The sequence below is a fragment of the Pseudomonas sp. 21LCFQ010 genome (genome assembly GCF_024129905.1).
Lineage (GTDB): Bacteria > Pseudomonadota > Gammaproteobacteria > Pseudomonadales > Pseudomonadaceae > Aquipseudomonas.
In genome coordinates, this window is record NZ_JAMYDZ010000016.1 from 48,596 (window position 1) to 68,257 (window position 19,662).

Annotated in this window: 16 protein-coding genes; 9 read left to right on the forward strand and 7 right to left on the reverse strand. The window is 62.9% G+C overall.

Annotated features, from left to right (window positions below; all coding sequences use genetic code 11):
• The first annotated feature begins 1 nt into the window (after position 1).
• The 5 genes from gatC (at position 2) to NJC38_RS18235 (ending at position 4,845) form a co-directional block, all read left to right on the forward strand.
• A complete protein-coding gene (gene gatC, locus NJC38_RS18215; RefSeq protein ID WP_045487841.1) occupies positions 2-289 on the forward strand; it encodes an Asp-tRNA(Asn)/Glu-tRNA(Gln) amidotransferase subunit GatC in 288 nt (95 codons plus the stop codon).
• Between the two features lie 14 nt (positions 290-303).
• Entirely contained in the window at positions 304-1,755 is a 1,452-nt protein-coding gene (gene gatA / locus NJC38_RS18220; RefSeq protein WP_253116329.1) for an Asp-tRNA(Asn)/Glu-tRNA(Gln) amidotransferase subunit GatA, read from the forward strand.
• A gap of 12 nt (positions 1,756-1,767) precedes the next feature.
• The gene (gene gatB, locus NJC38_RS18225) at positions 1,768-3,213 is read left to right on the forward strand and encodes an Asp-tRNA(Asn)/Glu-tRNA(Gln) amidotransferase subunit GatB (RefSeq protein WP_045487836.1); all 1,446 of its coding nucleotides are present in this window, start codon (positions 1,768-1,770) and stop codon (positions 3,211-3,213) included.
• Between the two features lie 164 nt (positions 3,214-3,377).
• A complete protein-coding gene (locus NJC38_RS18230) occupies positions 3,378-3,746 on the forward strand; it encodes a septal ring lytic transglycosylase RlpA family protein (RefSeq protein WP_045487833.1) in 369 nt (122 codons plus the stop codon).
• Positions 3,747-3,798: 52 nt separating this feature from the next.
• Entirely contained in the window at positions 3,799-4,845 is a 1,047-nt protein-coding gene (locus NJC38_RS18235; protein WP_045487830.1) for a calcium/sodium antiporter, read from the forward strand.
• A 29-nt stretch (positions 4,846-4,874) separates the two neighbouring features.
• Here the strand turns inward: NJC38_RS18235 and NJC38_RS18240 are convergent, their stop codons facing one another.
• From NJC38_RS18240 to ptsP, 4 genes are all read right to left on the reverse strand, one after another.
• A complete protein-coding gene (locus NJC38_RS18240; RefSeq protein WP_045487827.1) occupies positions 4,875-5,816 on the reverse strand; it encodes an AEC family transporter in 942 nt (313 codons plus the stop codon).
• Between the two features lie 124 nt (positions 5,817-5,940).
• Positions 5,941-7,677: a PTS fructose-like transporter subunit IIB gene (locus NJC38_RS18245; RefSeq protein WP_045487825.1), complete on the reverse strand. Its 1,737-nt coding sequence runs from the start codon at positions 7,675-7,677 to the stop codon at positions 5,941-5,943.
• A gap of 15 nt (positions 7,678-7,692) precedes the next feature.
• Positions 7,693-8,634 carry a 1-phosphofructokinase gene (pfkB, locus tag NJC38_RS18250; RefSeq protein WP_253116331.1) on the reverse strand — a complete coding sequence of 314 codons (942 nt, stop codon included), beginning with the start codon at positions 8,632-8,634 and terminating at the stop codon, positions 7,693-7,695.
• Entirely contained in the window at positions 8,635-11,499 is a 2,865-nt protein-coding gene (ptsP, locus tag NJC38_RS18255; protein ID WP_253116333.1) for a phosphoenolpyruvate--protein phosphotransferase, read from the reverse strand.
• A 335-nt stretch (positions 11,500-11,834) separates the two neighbouring features.
• Between ptsP and cra the strand changes: the two genes are divergently transcribed.
• Complete coding sequence (gene cra / locus NJC38_RS18260; protein WP_045487817.1) at positions 11,835-12,818, forward strand: catabolite repressor/activator; 984 nt, start codon at positions 11,835-11,837, stop codon at positions 12,816-12,818.
• The gene (locus NJC38_RS18265; protein WP_253116404.1) at positions 12,815-13,624 is read left to right on the forward strand and encodes a TatD family hydrolase; all 810 of its coding nucleotides are present in this window, start codon (positions 12,815-12,817) and stop codon (positions 13,622-13,624) included. The genes cra and NJC38_RS18265 overlap by 4 nt, the downstream gene beginning before the upstream one ends.
• Position 13,625: 1 nt before the next feature.
• Here NJC38_RS18265 and ampE read toward each other — a convergent pair whose 3' ends face one another.
• The 3 genes from ampE to NJC38_RS18280 form a co-directional block, all read right to left on the reverse strand.
• The gene (ampE, locus tag NJC38_RS18270; protein ID WP_253116335.1) at positions 13,626-14,462 is read right to left on the reverse strand and encodes a regulatory signaling modulator protein AmpE; all 837 of its coding nucleotides are present in this window, start codon (positions 14,460-14,462) and stop codon (positions 13,626-13,628) included.
• Positions 14,459-15,025, reverse strand: coding sequence for a 1,6-anhydro-N-acetylmuramyl-L-alanine amidase AmpD (gene ampD / locus NJC38_RS18275; RefSeq protein ID WP_253116337.1), 567 nt, complete (start codon positions 15,023-15,025; stop codon positions 14,459-14,461). Before ampD ends, ampE begins: the two co-directional genes overlap by 4 nt.
• An 88-nt stretch (positions 15,026-15,113) precedes the next feature.
• Positions 15,114-17,345, reverse strand: coding sequence for a DUF1631 domain-containing protein (locus tag NJC38_RS18280; protein ID WP_253116339.1), 2,232 nt, complete (start codon positions 17,343-17,345; stop codon positions 15,114-15,116).
• A gap of 358 nt (positions 17,346-17,703) precedes the next feature.
• On the opposite strand from NJC38_RS18280, the gene nadC reads away from it, so the two are divergent.
• Together nadC and NJC38_RS18290 are read left to right on the forward strand one after the other, a co-directional pair.
• Positions 17,704-18,552 carry a carboxylating nicotinate-nucleotide diphosphorylase gene (gene nadC, locus NJC38_RS18285; protein ID WP_045487801.1) on the forward strand — a complete coding sequence of 283 codons (849 nt, stop codon included), beginning with the start codon at positions 17,704-17,706 and terminating at the stop codon, positions 18,550-18,552.
• 34 nt (positions 18,553-18,586) lie between these two features.
• Entirely contained in the window at positions 18,587-19,660 is a 1,074-nt protein-coding gene (locus tag NJC38_RS18290) for a TIGR00266 family protein (protein WP_253116342.1), read from the forward strand.
• Positions 19,661-19,662 lie beyond the last annotated feature (2 nt).

The following is a 19,662-nucleotide window of genomic DNA, read 5'->3' on the forward strand; positions in this document are numbered from 1 at the left end:
CATGGCGCTCGAACGCAGCGACGTGGAAAAGATCGCCCATCTGGCCCGCCTGGGCCTTGACGATGCCGACTTGCCACGCACCACCGAAGCACTTAACAGCATTCTCGGCCTGGTCGACCAGATGCAAGCGGTCGACACCAACGGCATCGAACCGCTGGCGCACCCTCTGGAAGCCTCGCAGCGCCTGCGCGAAGACGCCGTCACCGAACAGAATCATCGCGACGAATACCAGGCCATCGCCCCAGCGGTCGAGCAAGGCCTGTATCTGGTACCGAAAGTCATCGAGTAAGGGAAAGCGCCTGCATGCATCAAATGACTCTGGCCGAGATCGCCCGCGGACTCGCCGACAAGAAATTCTCCTCTGAAGAGCTGACCCGCAACCTGCTCGAGCGCATCAATAAGCTCGACCCGCAGCTCAACAGCTTCATTACCGTCACCGAAGACCTGGCCATCACCCAGGCCCAGGCCGCCGATGCCCGGCGTGCTGCCGGCGAAACCGGCGCACTGCTCGGTGCCCCGCTGGCACACAAGGACCTGTTCTGCACCCAGGGTGTGCGCACCAGTTGTGGCTCGCGCATGCTCGACAACTTCCGGGCGCCGTACGACGCCACGGTTGTGGAAAAGCTCGCCAAAGCCGGCACCGTGACGCTGGGCAAAACCAACATGGACGAATTCGCCATGGGTTCGGCCAACGAATCGAGCTACTACGGTGCGGTGAAAAACCCCTGGAGCCTTGAGCACGTACCCGGCGGTTCGTCCGGCGGCTCCGCAGCGGCGGTTGCCGCGCGCCTGCTGCCCGCGACCACCGGCACCGACACCGGCGGCTCGATTCGTCAGCCTGCTGCGCTGACCAACCTCACCGGCCTGAAACCGACCTACGGTCGTGTTTCGCGCTGGGGCATGATTGCCTACGCATCGAGCCTCGACCAGGGCGGCCCGCTGGCCCGCACCGCTGAAGACTGCGCCCTGCTGCTGCAAGGCATGGCCGGCTTCGACGCGAAAGACTCCACCAGCATCGATGAACCGGTGCCGGACTACAGCGCGACCCTGAACGACTCGCTCAAGGGGCTGCGCATCGGCCTGCCGAAAGAGTACTTCGGTGCTGGCCTGGACCCGCGCATTGCGCAACTGGTGCAAGACAGCGTCAAGGAGCTGGAAAAGCTCGGCGCCGTGGTCAAGCCAATCAGCCTGCCGAATCTGCAGCACGGCATCCCGGCCTATTACGTCATCGCGCCGGCCGAGGCATCCTCGAACCTGTCGCGTTTCGACGGCGTGCGCTTCGGCCATCGCTGCGAAGAGCCCAAAGACCTCACCGACCTGTACAAGCGTTCGCGTGGCGAAGGTTTCGGCCCTGAGGTGCAGCGCCGCATCATGGTCGGCGCCTATGCGCTGTCGGCCGGTTACTACGATGCCTATTACCTCAAGGCACAGAAGATCCGCCGGCTGATCAAGAACGACTTCATGAACGCCTTTGCCGAGGTCGACGTAATCCTCGGCCCGACCACGCCGAACCCGGCCTGGAAGCTCGGCACCAAGAGCAGCGACCCGGTCGCCGCGTATCTGGAAGACGTGTACACCATCACCGCCAACCTCGCCGGCCTGCCAGGCCTGTCGATGCCGGCCGGGTTCGTCGACGGCCTGCCGGTCGGCGTGCAATTGCTCGCTCCTTACTTCCAGGAAGGTCGCCTGCTGAACATCGCGCACCAGTATCAGTTGAACACTGACTGGCACACCCGCGCCCCTGAAGGCTTCTAAGGAGAAGATCACATGCAATGGGAAGTCGTCATCGGGCTGGAAATCCACACCCAGCTTTTGACCCAATCGAAGATTTTCTCCGGCAGTGCCACCACGTTCGGCTCCGAGCCCAACACCCAGGCCAGCCTGGTTGATCTGGGCATGCCGGGCGTGCTGCCGGTGCTCAATAAAGAAGCCGTGCGCATGGCGGTGAAGTTCGGCCTGGCGGTCGATGCCGAGATCGGCCAGCACAACGTGTTCGCGCGCAAGAACTACTTCTACCCTGACCTGCCCAAGGGCTACCAGATCAGCCAGATGGAACTGCCGGTGGTCGGCAAGGGCCACCTGGACATCACTCTGGAAGACGGCACGGTCAAGCGCGTCGGCATTACCCGGGCGCACCTGGAAGAAGACGCCGGCAAGAGCCTGCACGAAGATTTCAGCGGCATGAGCGGCATCGACCTGAACCGCGCCGGCACGCCCCTGCTGGAAATCGTTTCCGAGCCTGACATGCGCAGCGCCAAGGAAGCGGTCGCCTATGTGCGCGCCATTCATGCGCTGGTGCGCTACCTGGGCATCTGCGACGGCAACATGGCCGAAGGCTCGCTGCGCTGCGACTGCAACGTCTCGATCCGGCCAAAGGGCCAGGTCGAGTTCGGCACCCGCTGCGAGATCAAGAACGTCAACTCGTTCCGCTTCATCGAAAAGGCCATCAACAGCGAGATCCAGCGCCAGATCGACCTGATCGAAGACGGCGGCAAGGTCGTGCAGCAAACTCGCCTGTACGATCCGAACAAGGACGAAACCCGCGCCATGCGCAGCAAGGAGGAAGCCAACGACTACCGTTACTTCCCCGACCCGGACCTGCTGCCGGTGATTATCGAAGACTCGTTCATCGAAGCCACCCGCGCCACCCTGCCCGAGCTGCCGCAACAAAAGCGCGAGCGCTTCCAGAGCCAGTTCGGCCTGTCCAGCTACGATGCCAGCGTACTGGCCAGCAGCCGCGAGCAGGCCGATTACTTCGAGCAGGTGGTCAGCATCAGCGGTGACGCCAAGCTGGCGGCCAACTGGGTCATGGTCGAGCTGGGCAGCCTGCTCAACAAGCAAGGCCTGGAAATCGAAGCGTCGCCGGTCAGTGCCGAGCAACTGGGTGGCATGCTGCTGCGCATTCGCGACAACACCATTTCCGGCAAGATCGCCAAGATGGTCTTCGAAGCGATGGCCAATGGTGAAGGCAGCGCCGATGAAGTCATCGACAAGCGCGGCCTGAAGCAGGTAACCGACAGCGGCGCGATCGAGGCGATGCTCGACGAGATGCTTGCCGCTAACGCCGAACAGGTCGAGCAGTACCGCGCCGCCGACGAGGCCAAGCGCGGCAAGATGTTCGGCTTCTTCGTTGGCCAGGCGATGAAAGTCTCCAAAGGCAAAGCCAACCCGCAACAGGTCAACGAACTGCTCAAGACCAAACTGGAAGGCTGATTCAAGGTCACCCCCCGCAGGAGCGGCTTTAGCCGCGAAGGATTTAGCCGCGAAGGTTTCGCAGCTAAAGCGGATCGCCGCCCGGCCGCTCCTGCAAGACGGGTGATCTGTTGCAGCCCATACAGGCTCATGCCTGGCGTAATAACCCGAGAAGGATAATCTCCATGCGCCGATTGCTCATTGCCTGTTCCCTGCTTTCCCTGCTGGCTGGCTGCGCCAGCCACACCATTGACCCGCACGGTTACGACCAGATCGGTACCGCGTCCTATTACGGCAACGCCCACCATGGCAAGCGCACCGCCAGCGGCGAGCCGTTCGACCAGCATGCCCTGACCGCCGCGCATCGCCAGTTACCCTTCGGCACCCGGGTCAAAGTCACCAACCTCAACAACGAACGCAGTGTCGTGCTGCGGATCAATGACCGTGGCCCGCACACCCGCGGCCGGCTGATCGATGTGTCCCGCGAAGCCGCCGAGCAACTGGGCATGCTGCGCAGCGGAACCGCCAAAGTCCGTATCCAGAGCCTGGAATGAGGGCCTTGCCATTAGCTATCTGATTGCTCTGCCCCCCCAACTGCTGCTGCAATTGGCCAGCGGCCTGCTGTTGCTATTGATCGGTGCCGGTTTGTCGGTACGCGCCGCTGTCGGCCTGGCCGCCCTGTTACAGGTGCGTGCGCTGATCATCGGCCTGACCGTCGTGGCCCTGGGCAGCAGCGCACCACAGCTGTCGGTGGGCTTGCAGGCGGCCTTGACGGCAAGCCCGGATATCGCGGTGGGCAGCGTGGTCGGCGGGCATATCTTCAATATGCTGGTCACGCTGGGATTGTGTGCACTGATCATCCCCTTGCGTGTGCCATTGCAGGTGGTGCGTATCGATATACCCTTGCTGATTGGCGCCTGCGTGCTGCTGTTCGTACTGGCACGCAACGGTGAAATCAGTACGCTGGACGGCGTGATACTGCTGCTGGGCCTTGCCGCCTGCCTGTTGATCATCCTGCGTCAGGCCAGCCACGGCGCACGACACGGGCATTACCAGAGCACCGAACAGTTGAGCCGTCGGCCACAGGCAGCCAAGCACTTGCTGATGCTGGCCGCCGGCCTGACGGCGCTGGTCAGCGGTGGCCATATGCTGGTCGAGGCGACCGTGGTGATCGCCATTCACCTGGGCCTGTCAGAGCGCATCATCGGTTTGACCCTGATGGCGGTCGCCACCTCGATCCCGGCGCTGCTCACCTCGTTGATCGCAGCCCTGCGCGGCGAACGCGACATCGCCGTAGGCAACGTGATCGGCAGCAGCCTGTTCAACCTGCTCGGCGTATTGGGCCTGACCACGCTGGTCGCTCCACAGCCGCTGTCAGTCTCGCCCAACTCACTGGTCTACGACCTGCCGATCATGCTCGGTGTGACGGTACTGTGCCTGCCGCTGTTGCATTCCGGGCTGCGTATAGACCGCCTCAAAGGCCTGCTGCTGCTGGCGCTCTACGCACTCTACGGGCTGGACATCATCGGCTTCAGCACCGGCTCGCTGCAGGCCGAACGCCTGGAAAGCCTGATGCTACGCTTCGTGCTGCCGACACTGACCGCTCTGGTCTTGCTCGGCATGCTGCGCAGTTGGTGGCGCCAACACCGATAGCAGCGCAGGCGCTCCCCGCCTGCAACTGCCTAGATCCAGCCACCCCACTGCAACAGGAAGATTCCGATGTTGGTGGTCACTGCGGCCGCCAGGGTGGTCAGCACAATGATCGCTGCCGCCAACTCGTAGTTGCCATTGGCCGAGCGGGCCATGATGTAGCTCGACGCTGCGGTCGGGCTGGCGAAGTACAGGAACAGAATGCCCAGCTCTGCGCCCCGGAAACCATAAGCCCAGGCCGCCAGGGTACAGATCAGCGGCAGCCAGACCATTTTCATCAGGCTCGCGCCAACCGCCATTTTGCCGCTCTTGCGCAGCGAGGCCAGCGACAGGGTGCCACCGATACAGATCAGCGCCAGCGGCAGGGTCATCTGCGCCAGATAGTTGGCCGAGGTTTCGAACCAGGTCGGCAGGCGCACACCGTAGTAGGCGAACGGCGAAGCGACGATTACGCTGATGATCAGCGGGTTGGACAAGACGCTCTTGATCACGCTCCACGGGTCGGATTTGATCACCGGGCTATACACCGCCAGGATCATGGTCGACAGCGCGTTGTAATAGAGGATGACCATCGCTGCGAGGATCGCCCCGACCGAGATGCCATGGCTACCGTACATGCTCGCCGCCAGCGCCAGGCCGACCACGCCGTTATTGCCACGGAATGCGCCTTGCACGTAGACGCCGCGGTCTTCGAACGGAATGCGCCAGATCGCCCAGCCCCACAGCAGGGCGAAGCTCAACAGGGTCGAGAGCGTGAAAAAGATCAGCAAGTCAGGCTGCAGGGCGGTGCTCAGATCAGCATGGACAATGCCCATGAACAGCAACGCCGGCATGGTGACATTGAACACCAGCGACGAAGCGGTAACGATGAAGCCGTCATTAATGGCGCCGATACGCTTGAGAAACACGCCCATGAACAGCATCGCAAACACCGGGGCGGTGACATTGAGTGTTTCAAGAAAAATTGCCAGCATGCCCCACACCCCGTCCCGTCGTTAGGTGACTAATGATAAGCCAAGTACGACATCATATGTGACAGGGTTTTACAGAAGCAGGCGCCAGCCGCGACACGACTGACGCCTGTATTGCCACGGCAACTCAGCTCTGCGGCGCCACTCGCAACTCGACCACATCCGGGCGTTTAAGCATGGCGTAGAGCACACCGGTCAGCAGGCTGCCGGCAACGATGGCGAGCAGGTACAGCAAGGCATGGTTGATCGCGTTGGGGATCAGCATCACGAACAGCCCGCCATGCGGCGCCATCAGCTTGCAGCCAAAATACATCGACAGGGCGCCGGTCAGTGCGCCCCCGGCGATGCTTGCCGGAATGACCCGCAACGGGTCTTTGGCGGCAAACGGGATCGCGCCCTCGGAAATGAAACACAGGCCCAGCACGAAAGACGCCTTGCCGGCCTCTCGTTCACTCTGGGCAAACTTGCGCCGCGCAAGCAGGCTGGCGATGCCCATGCCGATCGGCGGTACCATACCGGCCGCCATCGCCGCCGCCATGGGCGCGTAGCTCTGCGATGCCAACAAGCCGACCGAGAACGCATAAGACGCCTTGTTGATCGGCCCGCCCAGATCGACGCACATCATCGCGCCAAGCACCACACCGAGCAAAATGGCGTTGGCGGTGCCCATGGTTTCCAGAAACTGGGTCAAGGCACTGAGCATCCCTGCCACCGGCCGCCCCACCACGTAGATCATCATCAGCCCGGTAAACAGGCTGGCCAGCAGCGGAATGATCAGAATCGGTTTGAGTGCTTCGACGCTGGCCGGCAAACGCGCATAACGGTTGATCAGCTGCGCGCTGTAGCCGGCCAGAAAACCGGCGACGATCCCGCCAATGAAGCCCGCACCGAGGGTACTGGCCAGCAAGCCGCCGATCATCCCCGGCGCCAGCCCCGGCCGGTCGGCGATGGACCAGGCGATGTAACCGGCCAGCAGCGGCACCATCAGTTTGAACGCCGCCTCACCGCCAATCTGCATCAGGGCCGCCGCCAGAGTGCCCTGCTCCTTGAACGCTTCGATGCCGAACACAAACGACAAGGCAATCAACAAGCCGCCGGCCACCACCATCGGCAGCATGAACGACACGCCCGTCAGCAGGTGTTTATAAACGCCATTACCCTCGCTCTTGGTCGCTGCCGCGCTGGCTTTACCGTGGGTTTCGACCACCGCCTCGCTCAATGCCTTGCCGAGGATCGCCTCAGGTTGCTTCAGGGCGATGCCGGTACCGCAGCGGTAGATCCGCTTGCCGGCAAAGCGCTCGGTGGCCACTTCAATATCGGTGGCCAGCAGCACCACATCGGCCTGCTCAATGGCCTCGGCGCTCAATGGGGTACGGGCACCGACCGAACCCTGGGTTTCCACTTGCAGCTCGTGGTTCAGGCGTTTGGCAGCCTGTTGCAAGGCCTCGGCGGCCATGAAGGTGTGCGCCACGCCGGTCGGGCAGGCGGTGATGGCCACAATACGCGCGCCCTGCGCGGCTGACTGCACGGCCGCCGCCGGGCTGCTCGCCGGCTGGAAAGGTTGTGCCTGCGCGGCGGCGCCCTTGAGAAACCCTTCGGCATCCTGCAACGCCTGAGCGGGCGCAGCCTGGTATAAGCGTTTGCCGGCAAACCGGCTCAGATCCAGAGGGCCGGTGTACACGGCAACCACCAGATCGGCCTGCTCGATGTCTTGCGCCGACAGACAACGCTGCGGCTTGTGCGGGTCGACCACCTCGACGCAGGTCGACCAACCCAGGCGCTGGGCTGCCGCGTCCAGCAAGCGGGCGCTGAGTACGCTGCTGATCTTGCCGTTGGGGCAGGCCGTGACTATGGCTAATTTCATTACCCTTTCCTCTTGTTATTCTTCGCTCAGGCTGCGCACGGTCACGCCGCTCGCCAACGATTCAAGTTGTGCGGCATCGCTGATGCCGAACCCGATCTGGGTCACCGCCAACGCCGCGACTGCCGTGGCGGTGCGCAGCGCCTGTTGCGGCTCATGGCCATTGAGCAGGCCGTGTAACAGCCCCGCCAGCAATGAGTCACCGGCCCCCACCGTACTGGCCACACGAACCTTGGGCGGTCGCGCATGCAGCGCTGCGCCAGCGCGGAACCAGCACAGCCCCTCGCCACCCTGGGAAATCACCACATGCTCGATACCGTGGCGCTGCAGCTCGCGGGCCGCCGCCGTCTGCGCGGCAACGGAGTCAAGCGGCACAGCAAGCACCTGGGCCAGCTCTTCGGTGTTGGGCTTGATCAGCCACGGCGCAGCTTGCAGACCGGCGCGCAGCGCCTCGCCACTGGTGTCGAGGGCCACTTTGACACCCTGCTTGTTGAGCATGCCCAGCAAGCGTTGCAACCACTGTGGCGTTACGCCGCGCGGCAGGCTGCCGGCCACCACCACCGCGTCGAACTGTCCGGCGATCCGCTCGATACGCTCAAACAGCGCATGCTGCGCCTCGCTACCGACCTCAAGACCCGGCCCGTTGATATCGGTGATTCGCCCATCGGCTTCGGCCAGCTTGAGATTGCTGCGCGTCTCGCCCGGCACCCGGACAAACGCATCGACAAAGCCGCGTTGCTCGAACAATCGATCAAACGCCTGAGGGTTATCCAGGCCAAGAAACCCCGACACGGTCAGTTGATGGCCCAGATCAGCCAACACCTGGGCGACGTTGAGCCCTTTGCCCGCCGCATGGGTGTGCATCGCCTCGCTGCGATTGACCTCGCCGATACGCAGTTGCCCCAGCTGGACGGTCAGGTCCAGTGCCGGATTGAGAGTAACGGTCAGAATCCGCGCCATTCAGAGAGCCTCCACCAGTGTACGCACGTGTGTGGCGCTGCTGGCTTTCAGCGCCTCCCGGGCCAGCGCCTGAGCGCTCGACAGGCTGAGTTCGCGCACGCAGGCCTTGACCTCGGCAATGCTGCGCGCCGCAACGCTCAGCTCATCCACCCCAAGACCGACCAGCACCGGCACGGCCAGCGGATCGGCGGCCAGCTCGCCACACACGCCGACCCACTTGCCTTGGGCATGCGCCGCCTTGACGGTCATGTCGATCAATTGCAGGACCGCCGGGTGCAGGCCGTCGGCCTGGGCTGACAACGTCGGGTGCCCCCGGTCGATGGCCAGCGCGTACTGGGTCAGGTCATTAGTGCCTACGCTGAAGAAGTCCACCTCCTGGGCCAGTACCGGGGCCAGCAGGGCGGCAGATGGCACCTCGACCATGATGCCCACTTGCAGATCGCTGACCGGAATCTCGCGGCGCAGGCGCTCAACCATGTCGCGGCCCTGACGCCATTCTTCGACACTGCCGACCATCGGGAACATGATACGCAGCGCACGGTTATCGGCAGCGCGCAGCAGGGCACGCAATTGCGCCTCCATGATCTGCGGGCGCTGCAAGGTCAGACGGATGCCGCGCACGCCGAGGAACGGGTTCTCTTCCTTGTCGATGGGCCAGTACGGCAGCGGTTTGTCGCCGCCAACATCCAGCGTGCGCACCACCAGCGCACGGCCCCCCAGATCATCCAGCACCCGCCGGTATTCGAGTTCTTGGGTCGCTTCGTCGGGCGCCTGGTCATGAGCCATGAACAACAGCTCGGTACGCAACAGGCCAATACCCTCAGCACCCTGCTCCACGGCTGCCGGTGTGCCGCTGCTGTCGCCGATGTTCGCACAGACCTCAACCCGATGACCGTCGCGGGTCTGGGCCGGCTCAAAGCGTGCAGCGAAGGCAGCCTTGAGGCGCTGCTCGCGGGCGTCACGCTCATCAAGGGCGCGCTGCACCACAGCCTGATCCGGTGCCACGGTCAGGCGGCCACGTTGCGCATCGAGCAGCAACGGCGTGCCCGGCTCGATCAACAGCACCTGCTCACCGGCGCCCACCAGCGCGGTGATGCCCAGCGCACGAGCGACAATCGCGCTATGCGCCGTGGCGCCACCGCGTGCGGTAAGAATGCCGGCTACCCGTTGCGGGTCGAGGCGCGCCACATCGGACGGGCCAACCTCATCAATCACCAGCACATAAGGTTGCTGCGGTTCGGCGACCTGCCGCACACCGCACAGATGGCCCAACACCCGCCGACCGACGTCGCGCAGGTCAGCAGCCCGCTCGGCGAGCAGGGCGTCATTGAGTGCTTCCTGGCGCGAGGCCGCCGACTCGATAACGCCATCCCAGGCGGCGGCGGCGCTGGCACCGCTGTCCAGGCATCGCAATACCTCGGCGCTCAGTTCCGGGTCGTCGAGCATTTCCTGATGGGTAACAAAAATCTCGCTGATCGCCTTGGCCTGGCTGCGCTGAATCAGTTGGCCAAGCTCTTCGCGCACCTGAGCCAGGGCGTTGTGCAGACGCTCGCGCTCGGCAGCCGGCGATTGGCCTTGCTGCGGGTAGTCGAAGGTCGGCGTTACCTGCACATGGGCCGGCCCCAAGGCAATGCCCGGTGACGCCGCCACCGCGGCGATCACGGCACCGGCCGACGGCGCCGCTACGCTAAGAGGCGTAGCCGCCTGCAACACGGGCGCCGCTGCAGGTGCGGCAGCCAGCGGCTCGACCTGCTCGCCCAAGCCCTGCTCCACAGCCGCCAGCAACGCCGGCAAGGCATCGCTGGCAATACTCGGCTCAGCCACGAACTCCAGGGTCTGACCACGGCGAGCCCCCAGGCTCAGCAGCTTGCTGAGGCTCTTCGCCGACACCGCGGTTTCGGCACTTTCCAGTACCCGCACGCGAATCTCGCCATCAAAGCCCTTGGCCAGTTGCGCCAGCGCTTTGGCCGGTCGGGCATGCAGACCGTGGGCGTTGGCCAGAACGATCTGTGCAGCAGGCCACTCGGGCGGCACCTGGCCCCCCAGCGCCTGCAACACCGTGCGGCTATTGGTGGCCTGACCCAGTTCCTGGCCACGGCCCTCGATCAGCAAGGCACATAGACGCTCAAGCAGCGCCTGGTGCGCCTCGCCCAGGCTGGCCAGACAGAACAAGCCAGTCAACGGCTGGCCCAGGTAGCGCAGAGGCTTGTCCGGGGTTACAAACGCCAGCCCCGGACGCTTGACGGTCTGCTCACTGTGCAACCACCACAGGCCGTCACCCAGTGGCAGGGCTTCGACCTGCTGCAGGATTGCGGCAAAACCGTTATTGACACAATCGGCCTTGCGCAATAACCGCGCGCCCCGCCAGACCAGCTCTTCGAAATCCTCCACCGACAGGCCCAGGCTGATCATCTGCGCATCCAGGGCCAGTTCCTGCGGGGCGCCTTGCAATAGCTTGAGCAGATCCTCTGGCGTTCTGGCGGCACGCAATGACGGTCCCAGATCATCTTCGCCTAGCGCCCGGGTCAATAATTGCAGCAGGCGCAGGTGCTCATCGGAGGTGGCCGCGATACCGATCGCCAGATAGACGATCTGCCCATCGCCCCAGTCCACCCCCTCGGGAAACTGCATCAGACGCACCCCGGTGGTGTGCACCTGATCACGGGTCTGCGGGGTGCCGTGAGGGATGGCAATGCCCTGCCCCAGAAAGGTCGAGCCCTGTTGCTCGCGATCTTGCAAGCCTTGAAGATACCCAGGGGCAACCAGACCGTCAGCCACCAGATGATCGGCCAACAGTTGCAGGGCTGCGGATTTGTCCGCTGCCACCTGGGCCATGGAAATCTGCTCCAGAGCGAGTTCGAGCATGCCTGACTCCTGTTTGGCGCCAATACGCCGCTTGATTCTTGTTTTAGAAATTCTGTTGCACAAATACCGACAGCGTAGAGAACAGATTCACCGTCCGCCTGACAGTTTCAGCGATAAGTGATTAACGTAAAAACTTGCCTGCTGAAACGTTTAATCTAAACTTATGCGGCACATTACTCGATTCTTTGCACAGGTTGAAGCCCACCGGGCCGATTCGCTGCGACGCTCGTCAAATAGTTCGAGCATTCGTCGTCACCCATGGTCTGCTGTAAAGATCACGCCGCTTGGGAGAGAATCCCTGCGGCCATGAGGCAACCAAGACAAAGGAATCTTCGGTGAAACTTAGTGATATCGCGCGTCTGGCAGGGGTTTCAGTCACGACCGCCAGCTATGTGATCAACGGCAAGGCTGAGCAACAACGCATCAGCCCGGCCACTGTGGAGCGAGTGCGGGCGGTGGTCGAACAACACGACTTTCGCCCCAACCCCCAGGCGGCAGGCTTGCGCAGCCGGCACAGTCGCACCCTGGGCTTCATCCTTCCGGACCTGGAAAACCCCAGCTACGCACGCATTGCCAAGCTGCTGGAGCAAGGTGCCCGCGCCCGCGGCTACCAGTTACTGGTCGCCAGCTCCGACGATGACCCGCTCAGTGAGCTGCAATTGCTGCAATTGTTCCGCGCCCGCCGCTGCGACGCGCTGCTGGTCGCCAGCGGCTTGCCGGCCAGTGATGATAGCTACCGCCAGTTGCAAAGCCAGGGCATACCGATCATTGCCATCGACCGCGAGATGGACCGTGAGCTGTTCTGCTCAGTGGTCAGCGATGACCAGCAAGCCAGCCAGCAACTGACCCAAAGCCTGCTCAAGACCCGCCCGCAGCACATCGCCCTGATCGGCGCACGCCCGGAACTGAGCGTCAGCCGCGAACGGGCGGCCGGTTTCAGTCAGGCGCTGGAAGGCTTCAGCGGCCAGGTCATCATTGAACAGGGTGATGCGTTTAGCCGCGCCTGCGGACAACGCCTGACCGAGGAACTGCTGCAACGCCTCGGGCACCTGCCTGACGCGCTGGTGACCACCTCCTACGTACTGTTGCAAGGGGTATTTGATGCCCTGCCGCGCCATGCGACACCGCATCTGGGCACCTTTGGCGACACCCAGTTGCTGGATTTCCTGCCGCTGCCGGTCAACGCCATGGCTCAGCAACACCAGTTGATCGCCGACAAGGCACTGGAACTGGCCCTGAGCGCCATCGAGCAGGAACACTACCAGCCCGGCGTACACGCCATACCGCGCACGTTCAAGCAGCGGATTGGCGAGGTCTGAGCGTGCAGTTGATCGATACCCACACCCATCTGGACTTTCCAGAGTTTGACGCCGACCGCGCGGCGGTGCTGCGCCACAGCCTGAGTCTGGGCGTGCAGCGCATGGTGGTGCTTGGGGTCTATCAACGCAATTGGCAGCGGCTGTGGGAACTGTGCCTGGCCAATCCGGCGCTGTACGCGGCCTTTGGCCTGCATCCGGTGTATCTCGACGAACACCGGCCGCAACACCTCAACGAGCTGGGCGACTGGCTGACGCGCCTCAAAGGCCATGGGCAGTTGTGCGCGGTGGGTGAAATCGGCCTGGACTTCTTTTTGCCCGAGCTTGATCGTCAGCGTCAGCAAGCGCTATTCGAAGCGCAACTGGGCCTGGCTGCGGATGTTGATCTGCCGGTGCTGCTGCACGTGCGCCGCAGCCATGCCGAAGTAATCGCCACCCTCAAGCGCTACAAACTCAAACGCAGCGGTATCGTGCACGCCTTCGCCGGCAGTATCGAACAAGCCCGGGAGTACATCAGGCTGGGTTACAAGCTGGGCCTGGGCGGCGCCGCCACCTGGCCGCAGGCGCTGCGCATGCATCGGGTGCTGCCGCAGTTACCGCTCGACAGCCTGGTGCTGGAGACCGACGCACCGGACATGGCGCCGGCCATGCATGCGCATCAGCGTAACAGCCCGCAACACCTGCCCGATATCTGCCGGGCGCTGGCAGAGCTGATAGGCATCAGCGCCGAGCAACTGGCCCAAGCCAGCACCGCCAATGCCATGCAGATACTGGGCTGGGCCAGCCAGTCTCAAACACCCCGGCAGTGATTTAGAACAGCAGTGTCCACAGGGCAAAACCTGCGTACCAGACGATGGCCGAGCGCACCAGCAACTCCCAGATCAGATCCAGGCTGTTGACCGCACTGATCCCGACAGTTGGCGCCGGCACTTCACTGGCCACGCAACCGATGCGGGCCACCAGACGCGCCGCGCTGATGTTCCAGTTAAGCAGTTCCTGCAACAGTTCCCGGCTGACGGCGGCGAAGTTGCCGACCAGCGCGAAGCTGGCCGCCAGCAGGCGTACCGGGATCCAGTCGAAGGCATGGCGCAATTGCCCGGCGCGCTCGGCCACCGGCTTGCTGGTGGCCTTCTCGGCGCTCAGCGCCAACAAGCGATACGCCAGCGCAGCCACCGGACCGAGCAGGGCATACCAGAAAATCACCGCGAAAAACCCTTGGTAGGCCTGCCACAGCAGTTGCGCCTGCACGCCGGAGATCAGCTGTTGTTCATTGTCGGCCTGGACCTGCAGATCCCGTTCGGCGACATGCACCGCCGCCTGCGCATCACCGCGTCGGCAGGCATCACGAAACGGCCCCAATGCGGCGAGCACATCACCGCGGCCCAGGCTGTAGATCAGCACCAGCAGGTGCACCGGCAACAGCATCCAGCCGTAGGCCACCGAACCAATGATCAGCATGGCCAGGTGCAACACCAGCACCGGCAGCAATACCACCAGCGCCAGTACCAGCCAGGGCTGCCGCGCGGTACGCGGCGCCGCTTCGAGCCGTGCCAATTGCTTGAGCCAGGCACCGTCACGCTGGACCTGTCGGCGCAGAGCAGAAAATTTTTCGATCACAATTGCCAGCAACAACACCAGAAAACTCATTCGTTACCCCCACGCACTTGCTGCACAGCCTGTCGAAAACGCTCCCAGTCGAAGCACGGCCCCGGATCGGTCTTGCGCTGCGGGGCGATATCACTATGCCCGCAGATACGCTCGACGGTGATGCCCGGCCAGGCCTGGCGCAGTTGCCGGGTCAGCTCGATCAGCGCCGTATATTGCAGATCGGTGAACGGCTGATCGTCAGTGCCTTCCAGCTCGATGCCGATGGAAAAGTCATTACAGCCCTCACGCCCCTCGAAGCTTGACACTCCGGCGTGCCAGGCACGCTCCAGACAAGACACGAACTGGCTGACTTCACCATCACGCTCGATGAGAAAGTGCGCTGAAACACGCAGTTCGGCAATGCCTTCGAAATACGGATGCGCGCCTGGGTCCAGACGGTTCTGGAACAAGGCCTGGACATGGCCGGTCTTGAAACAGGCGGGCGGCAGGCTGATATTGTGGATTACCAGCAGCGAGATTTCGCCTGCGGGCCGCGCATTGAAGTTGGGCGACGGGCAGTGGTTGATCCCGCGACACCAACCGCTTGCGGAGTCCAGTTGCATGAACACTCCTTGATGGACGTTTGGACAGCCGCCAGTATGCCCTTGCCAGGGCGTTTTGCGACAGTTGCAGAACGCCCTCCACTTGTGTTCAGGCGCCCTTGCCCCTGCGCAGGTTGCCCATGACCGAGGCCAGCGCACGGTCAAACAACAAGGAATCGTCCAGCACCCGCACCGAGCCGCGGCGGAACTCCACCGCCAGGCCCATACGGGTCTTTTCCAGGACTTTCATGCCAGTGCGGTTGACGAACACATAGCGGCCACCCGGCTCGACGATGGCGGCCAGCTTGCAACGCAGCTTGTGCTCTTCATCCTCCTGAATCTCGACCCACATCCCGACATTAAGCCGATTGACCTGCAGCAGACCGGCGTCATCGACGGGCAATGACTGAAGCGGCTCGCTGAACAGCTGTTCTTCCGGCGCAATAAGGACGATTTCTTCGACCACATTGATCATCGGCGCAGCGTCATCAGTTGCCAGCGGCGCTTCGCTCGCCCCCTGCTGATGCCGCGACAGACGCTGCAGTGCCTGCATGTGCAGCACTTCCAGCTGGCTGAAAAATTCGCTGGTGGCAAAAGGGTCGAAGGCCGCACTGGCCAGCCCCTCGCGCAACACCTTGAGCAGCCCCGGTACCTGCTCAAGCAGACGCTGGCGGGCCTCGGGTTCCTCGTGCGGCTCGACGCTCCAGATCAAATCGTCCACGGCATCAAGGCCGGCCTGCCATTCCTGGGAGACCTCACCGTGCTTGAGGCAGGTCAGCAGCAGCACCTTGCTCCAGGCTTCCTGAAGCAGGCGCACAACAACCTGCGGCAGGGTTCTGCCCAGCAGCCGCAGGTTCAGCTCCTGCTGCACGCGCTGACGGGCCAGCTCAGCGCGCGAACGGCCTTCTTCGGCATCGCGGGTGCGTTGTTCAAGCAACTCGCTGCGGCGCCGCTCATCACTGGTAAAGGCGAGGAAATCCGCCAATAGCTCGGAGAAGATCGCCGTGTCGTCGACAAAGTCGTTGAGCAGCCGCTGGACGATATGCTCGACCCGCAAGTACAGCGAATCACGCTGATAGTCATCACGCCCGCCCCAGCCCAGCGCGGCAGACGCGATCTCGTTGAGCAGACGACGCGCCGGATGGCTGCCACGGCTGAAAAAGCTTTTGTCGAGCACCGCGACCTTGAGCATCGGGATCTGTAACCGGCCGATCAGCGCACGCAGCGAAGACGGCAGATTGCGGTCGTCCAGGATGAACTCGAACAGCATCGAGATCAGGTTGATAACGTCTTCATCGCCGCCACCGACGATCCGTGACTTGCCGCTGCGCACGCTGACGCGGGTCAGCAGTTGTTCAAGCTGCTGACGCAGGTCGAAGTCTTCGACCTCCTCGCCAGACGGCACGTACTGCTGCAGGTGCGACAACAGGCGCAGCAGGTCCTGACTGGAAATCGGCCGGATTTCGGCATTGGAATCATGTCGAGGTGCCAGGCTGCCACGCAAATGCGCCAGCAGTTCCTGCATTGCCTCGAAGACCTCCTGGACGCCTTTGTCGAGTTTCTCGGTGGCCTGGGCCAGCACCGGATCTTCCAGCCGCGCCGTACGCTGCTCGCGCTGCCCGCGATCGGTCATGCGCCGCGCCGGCAGGGCTTTCATGTCAGGCAGGATGCCCGTGGCGATCAACAACTGGTTGGCTTCTGCGTACAGCTGATCGGCATCGGCCAGAACGTATCTCTCGAACAGCTTGAGGATGATCAGCTTGACCCGAATTTCCACCCCGAAGCTGCGCGCCGATTGCAGAAAGAAATCGCACAGCAGCATAGGCCCCAGCGGATTGCTCTGGTCGGTGATGGGCTGGGGGACCAACTGGTTCAGGCGCGCGGTCAACTGACCAAGGGCCAGGCTGTCGCGGCTCATGACCTTGGTCACCATGGCATCAACCGCCACGGTGCGCTCCAGATCGTCATTATTGACCAGTTCCAGCTTGTCGAAGACCACTGGCCCCGGCAGCACAGGCTCGGCGACCTGGTACTGGCCCAGAACCAGAAACGCTTCGTAGAACTTGTCGACGAAGGTTCGCTCGATGCTCTTGCGCTTGAGGCGCAGATCACGCATGGCCTCGAAGAAGTGGTTCTGCTCGCTGTTGTTACGCGCCCGATCAGCCATCTCGAAGAGGGTGTCGTCAGCATTGTCGAACAGCCTCTGCAAGGCGTCCTTGAGCTGCTGCGCAGCCTTGTCGCGCACCTGCAACAACACGACAGGCAAGCGAGCCAATGGCGTCTGGGTCGCCTGCAACGGCACCGCTTTGCTCAGTGGCACAACCTTTTCGTCGCTCTGCATTGTATCTCCTGACAGGAATTGGCTCTCGGGTGCACCTGGAAACTGCTGGCGTTACACCCGCAGAGGCTGTGTGAAACGACTGCGCTCGGCCTTGGCAGCTCAAACCCACAACCAATGTCAATCTCATGACGTCAATTACAAGTCGTGATTATCTTGCAAGATCCGTTCGCAATTCCATAGGGGAATCCCTGCCTCCCCCCGTAGACCACAAATTTGCTGATCTGTCGCAAACAGCGCCCTGAAACCGACCAACTGTCATGCGCCGCCCCGGCAAAAAATCGCCGGTCAAGGCCAGCCATGGGTGGGTAGCGGCAGTGGCGTGCCTTATACTCGGCCGACTTTGTGAGTGGAGCCCGCTATGCCGAATGTACGACTTGCTGCCCTGACCGCTGAAATCGAAGCCAACGTCCGTCGTGCGTTGCTTGAGGATGTCGGCAGCGGCGACATCACTGCCCAGTTGATCCCGGAGAGCCGTCTGGCCAAGGCCACGATCATTTCTCGCGATAATGCGGTGATATCCGGCACGGCCTGGGTCGATACCGTGTTCCGCCAGCTTGATCCACGGGTTGCAGTGCACTGGCAAGTTGCCGACGGTGACCGGGTCAACGCTGACCAGATTCTGTTTCATCTTGAGGGGCCGGCCCGTTCATTGCTCACCGGTGAACGCAGTGCGCTGAACTTCCTGCAGCTATTGTCCGGTGTCGCCACCCGCGCGCGGTTCTTCGCCGACCTGGTAAACGGCACCCAAGTGCAATTGCTCGACACCCGCAAGACCCTGCCGGGCCTGCGTCTGGCACAAAAATATGCAGTTACCTGCGGTGGCTGCCATAACCACCGCATCGGCCTTTACGATGCATTCCTGATCAAGGAAAACCACATCGCCGCCTGCGGCGGCATCCCTCAGGCCGTTGCGGCCGCACACAAGATCGCGCCAGGCAAACCGGTCGAGGTGGAAGTCGAAAGCCTTGATGAGCTGCGCGAAGCGCTGGACGCCGGCGCCGATATCATCATGCTCGACGAGCTGAGCCTGGATGACATGCGCGAAGCGGTGCGCCTGAACAATGGCCGCGCCAAGCTCGAAGCCAGCGGCGGCATCAGCGAGCAGACCTTGCGGGTGATTGCAGAAACGGGGGTGGACTACATCTCTATCGGCTCGATGACCAAGGATGTCAAGGCAGTGGACCTGTCCATGCGCCTGAGCCTGTAAGGCAGCCAACGCATCTATAGCAGGAGTCAGCACCATGCAACAGTGGTTGGTAGTGAATGCGGGCAAGCAGTTGGGCCCGATGGATGACGCAGCGGCTCGACTGATTGCCCGCGAAGCGCCGGGCGCCTGGTGCTGGACCGCAGGCATGGCCGATTGGCAGCCGATCTATCAGGTGCCACAGGTGCGTGCCATGAAAAAGGACGGCATCACGCCTTTCCCCGCCCCGACTGCCGACATGCTGCAGCCTCGGCCCACGGTTGCGCCGCCGCACAGCGCACCGCTCGCGCAGCCCTCCGCCCAACCGGTTCCAGCGGCGCCCAGCCCGGCGTCTGGTGCCTCCAGTGGTTATGGCGGCCTGGCAGTGACCGAGGGCGTTGACTTCAAGCTGTACGGCAGCGAGACGCAGTTTGTCGAGCTTGAGCTGGACCGTGGTGAAAGCGCCGTGGCCGAAGCCGGGGCGATGATGTACAAGACCTGCGACGTACAGATGGAAACCATCTTCGGCGACGGCAGCAGTCAGTCCTCCGGGCTACTCGGTTCATTGTTCGGTGCCGGCAAGCGCATGCTCACCGGCGAAAGCCTGTTCACCACGGTGTTCTCGCAACAGGGCGCAGGCAAAGGCCGGGTGGCCTTCGCTGCACCCTACCCCGGCACCATTCTGCCGCTCAACCTGCGCGATTTCGGCGGCAAGCTGGTGTGCCAGAAAGACAGCTTTCTGGCCGGGGCCAAGGGCGTGTCCATCGGCATCCAGTTCCAGAAAAAGATCCTCACCGGGCTGTTCGGCGGTGAAGGCTTCATCCTGCAGAAACTCGAAGGTGACGGCTGGGTGTTCGTGCATACCGGCGGTACGGTAAGGCGTATCGAGCTGGCACCTGGGGAATCGCTGGATGTCGACACCGGTTGCCTGGCAGCCATGACCCAGAACGTCGATTACGACATCCGCATGGTCGGCGGTATCAAGTCGATGCTGTTCGGTGGCGAAGGCGTGTTTTTCGCCCGCCTGACCGGTCCTGGCACCGTCTGGCTGCAGAGCCTGCCCTTCTCGCGCCTGGCTGGACGCATGCTGGCGGCCCTGCCGGCTGGCAGTGTGGGCCGCAGCGAACGCTGATC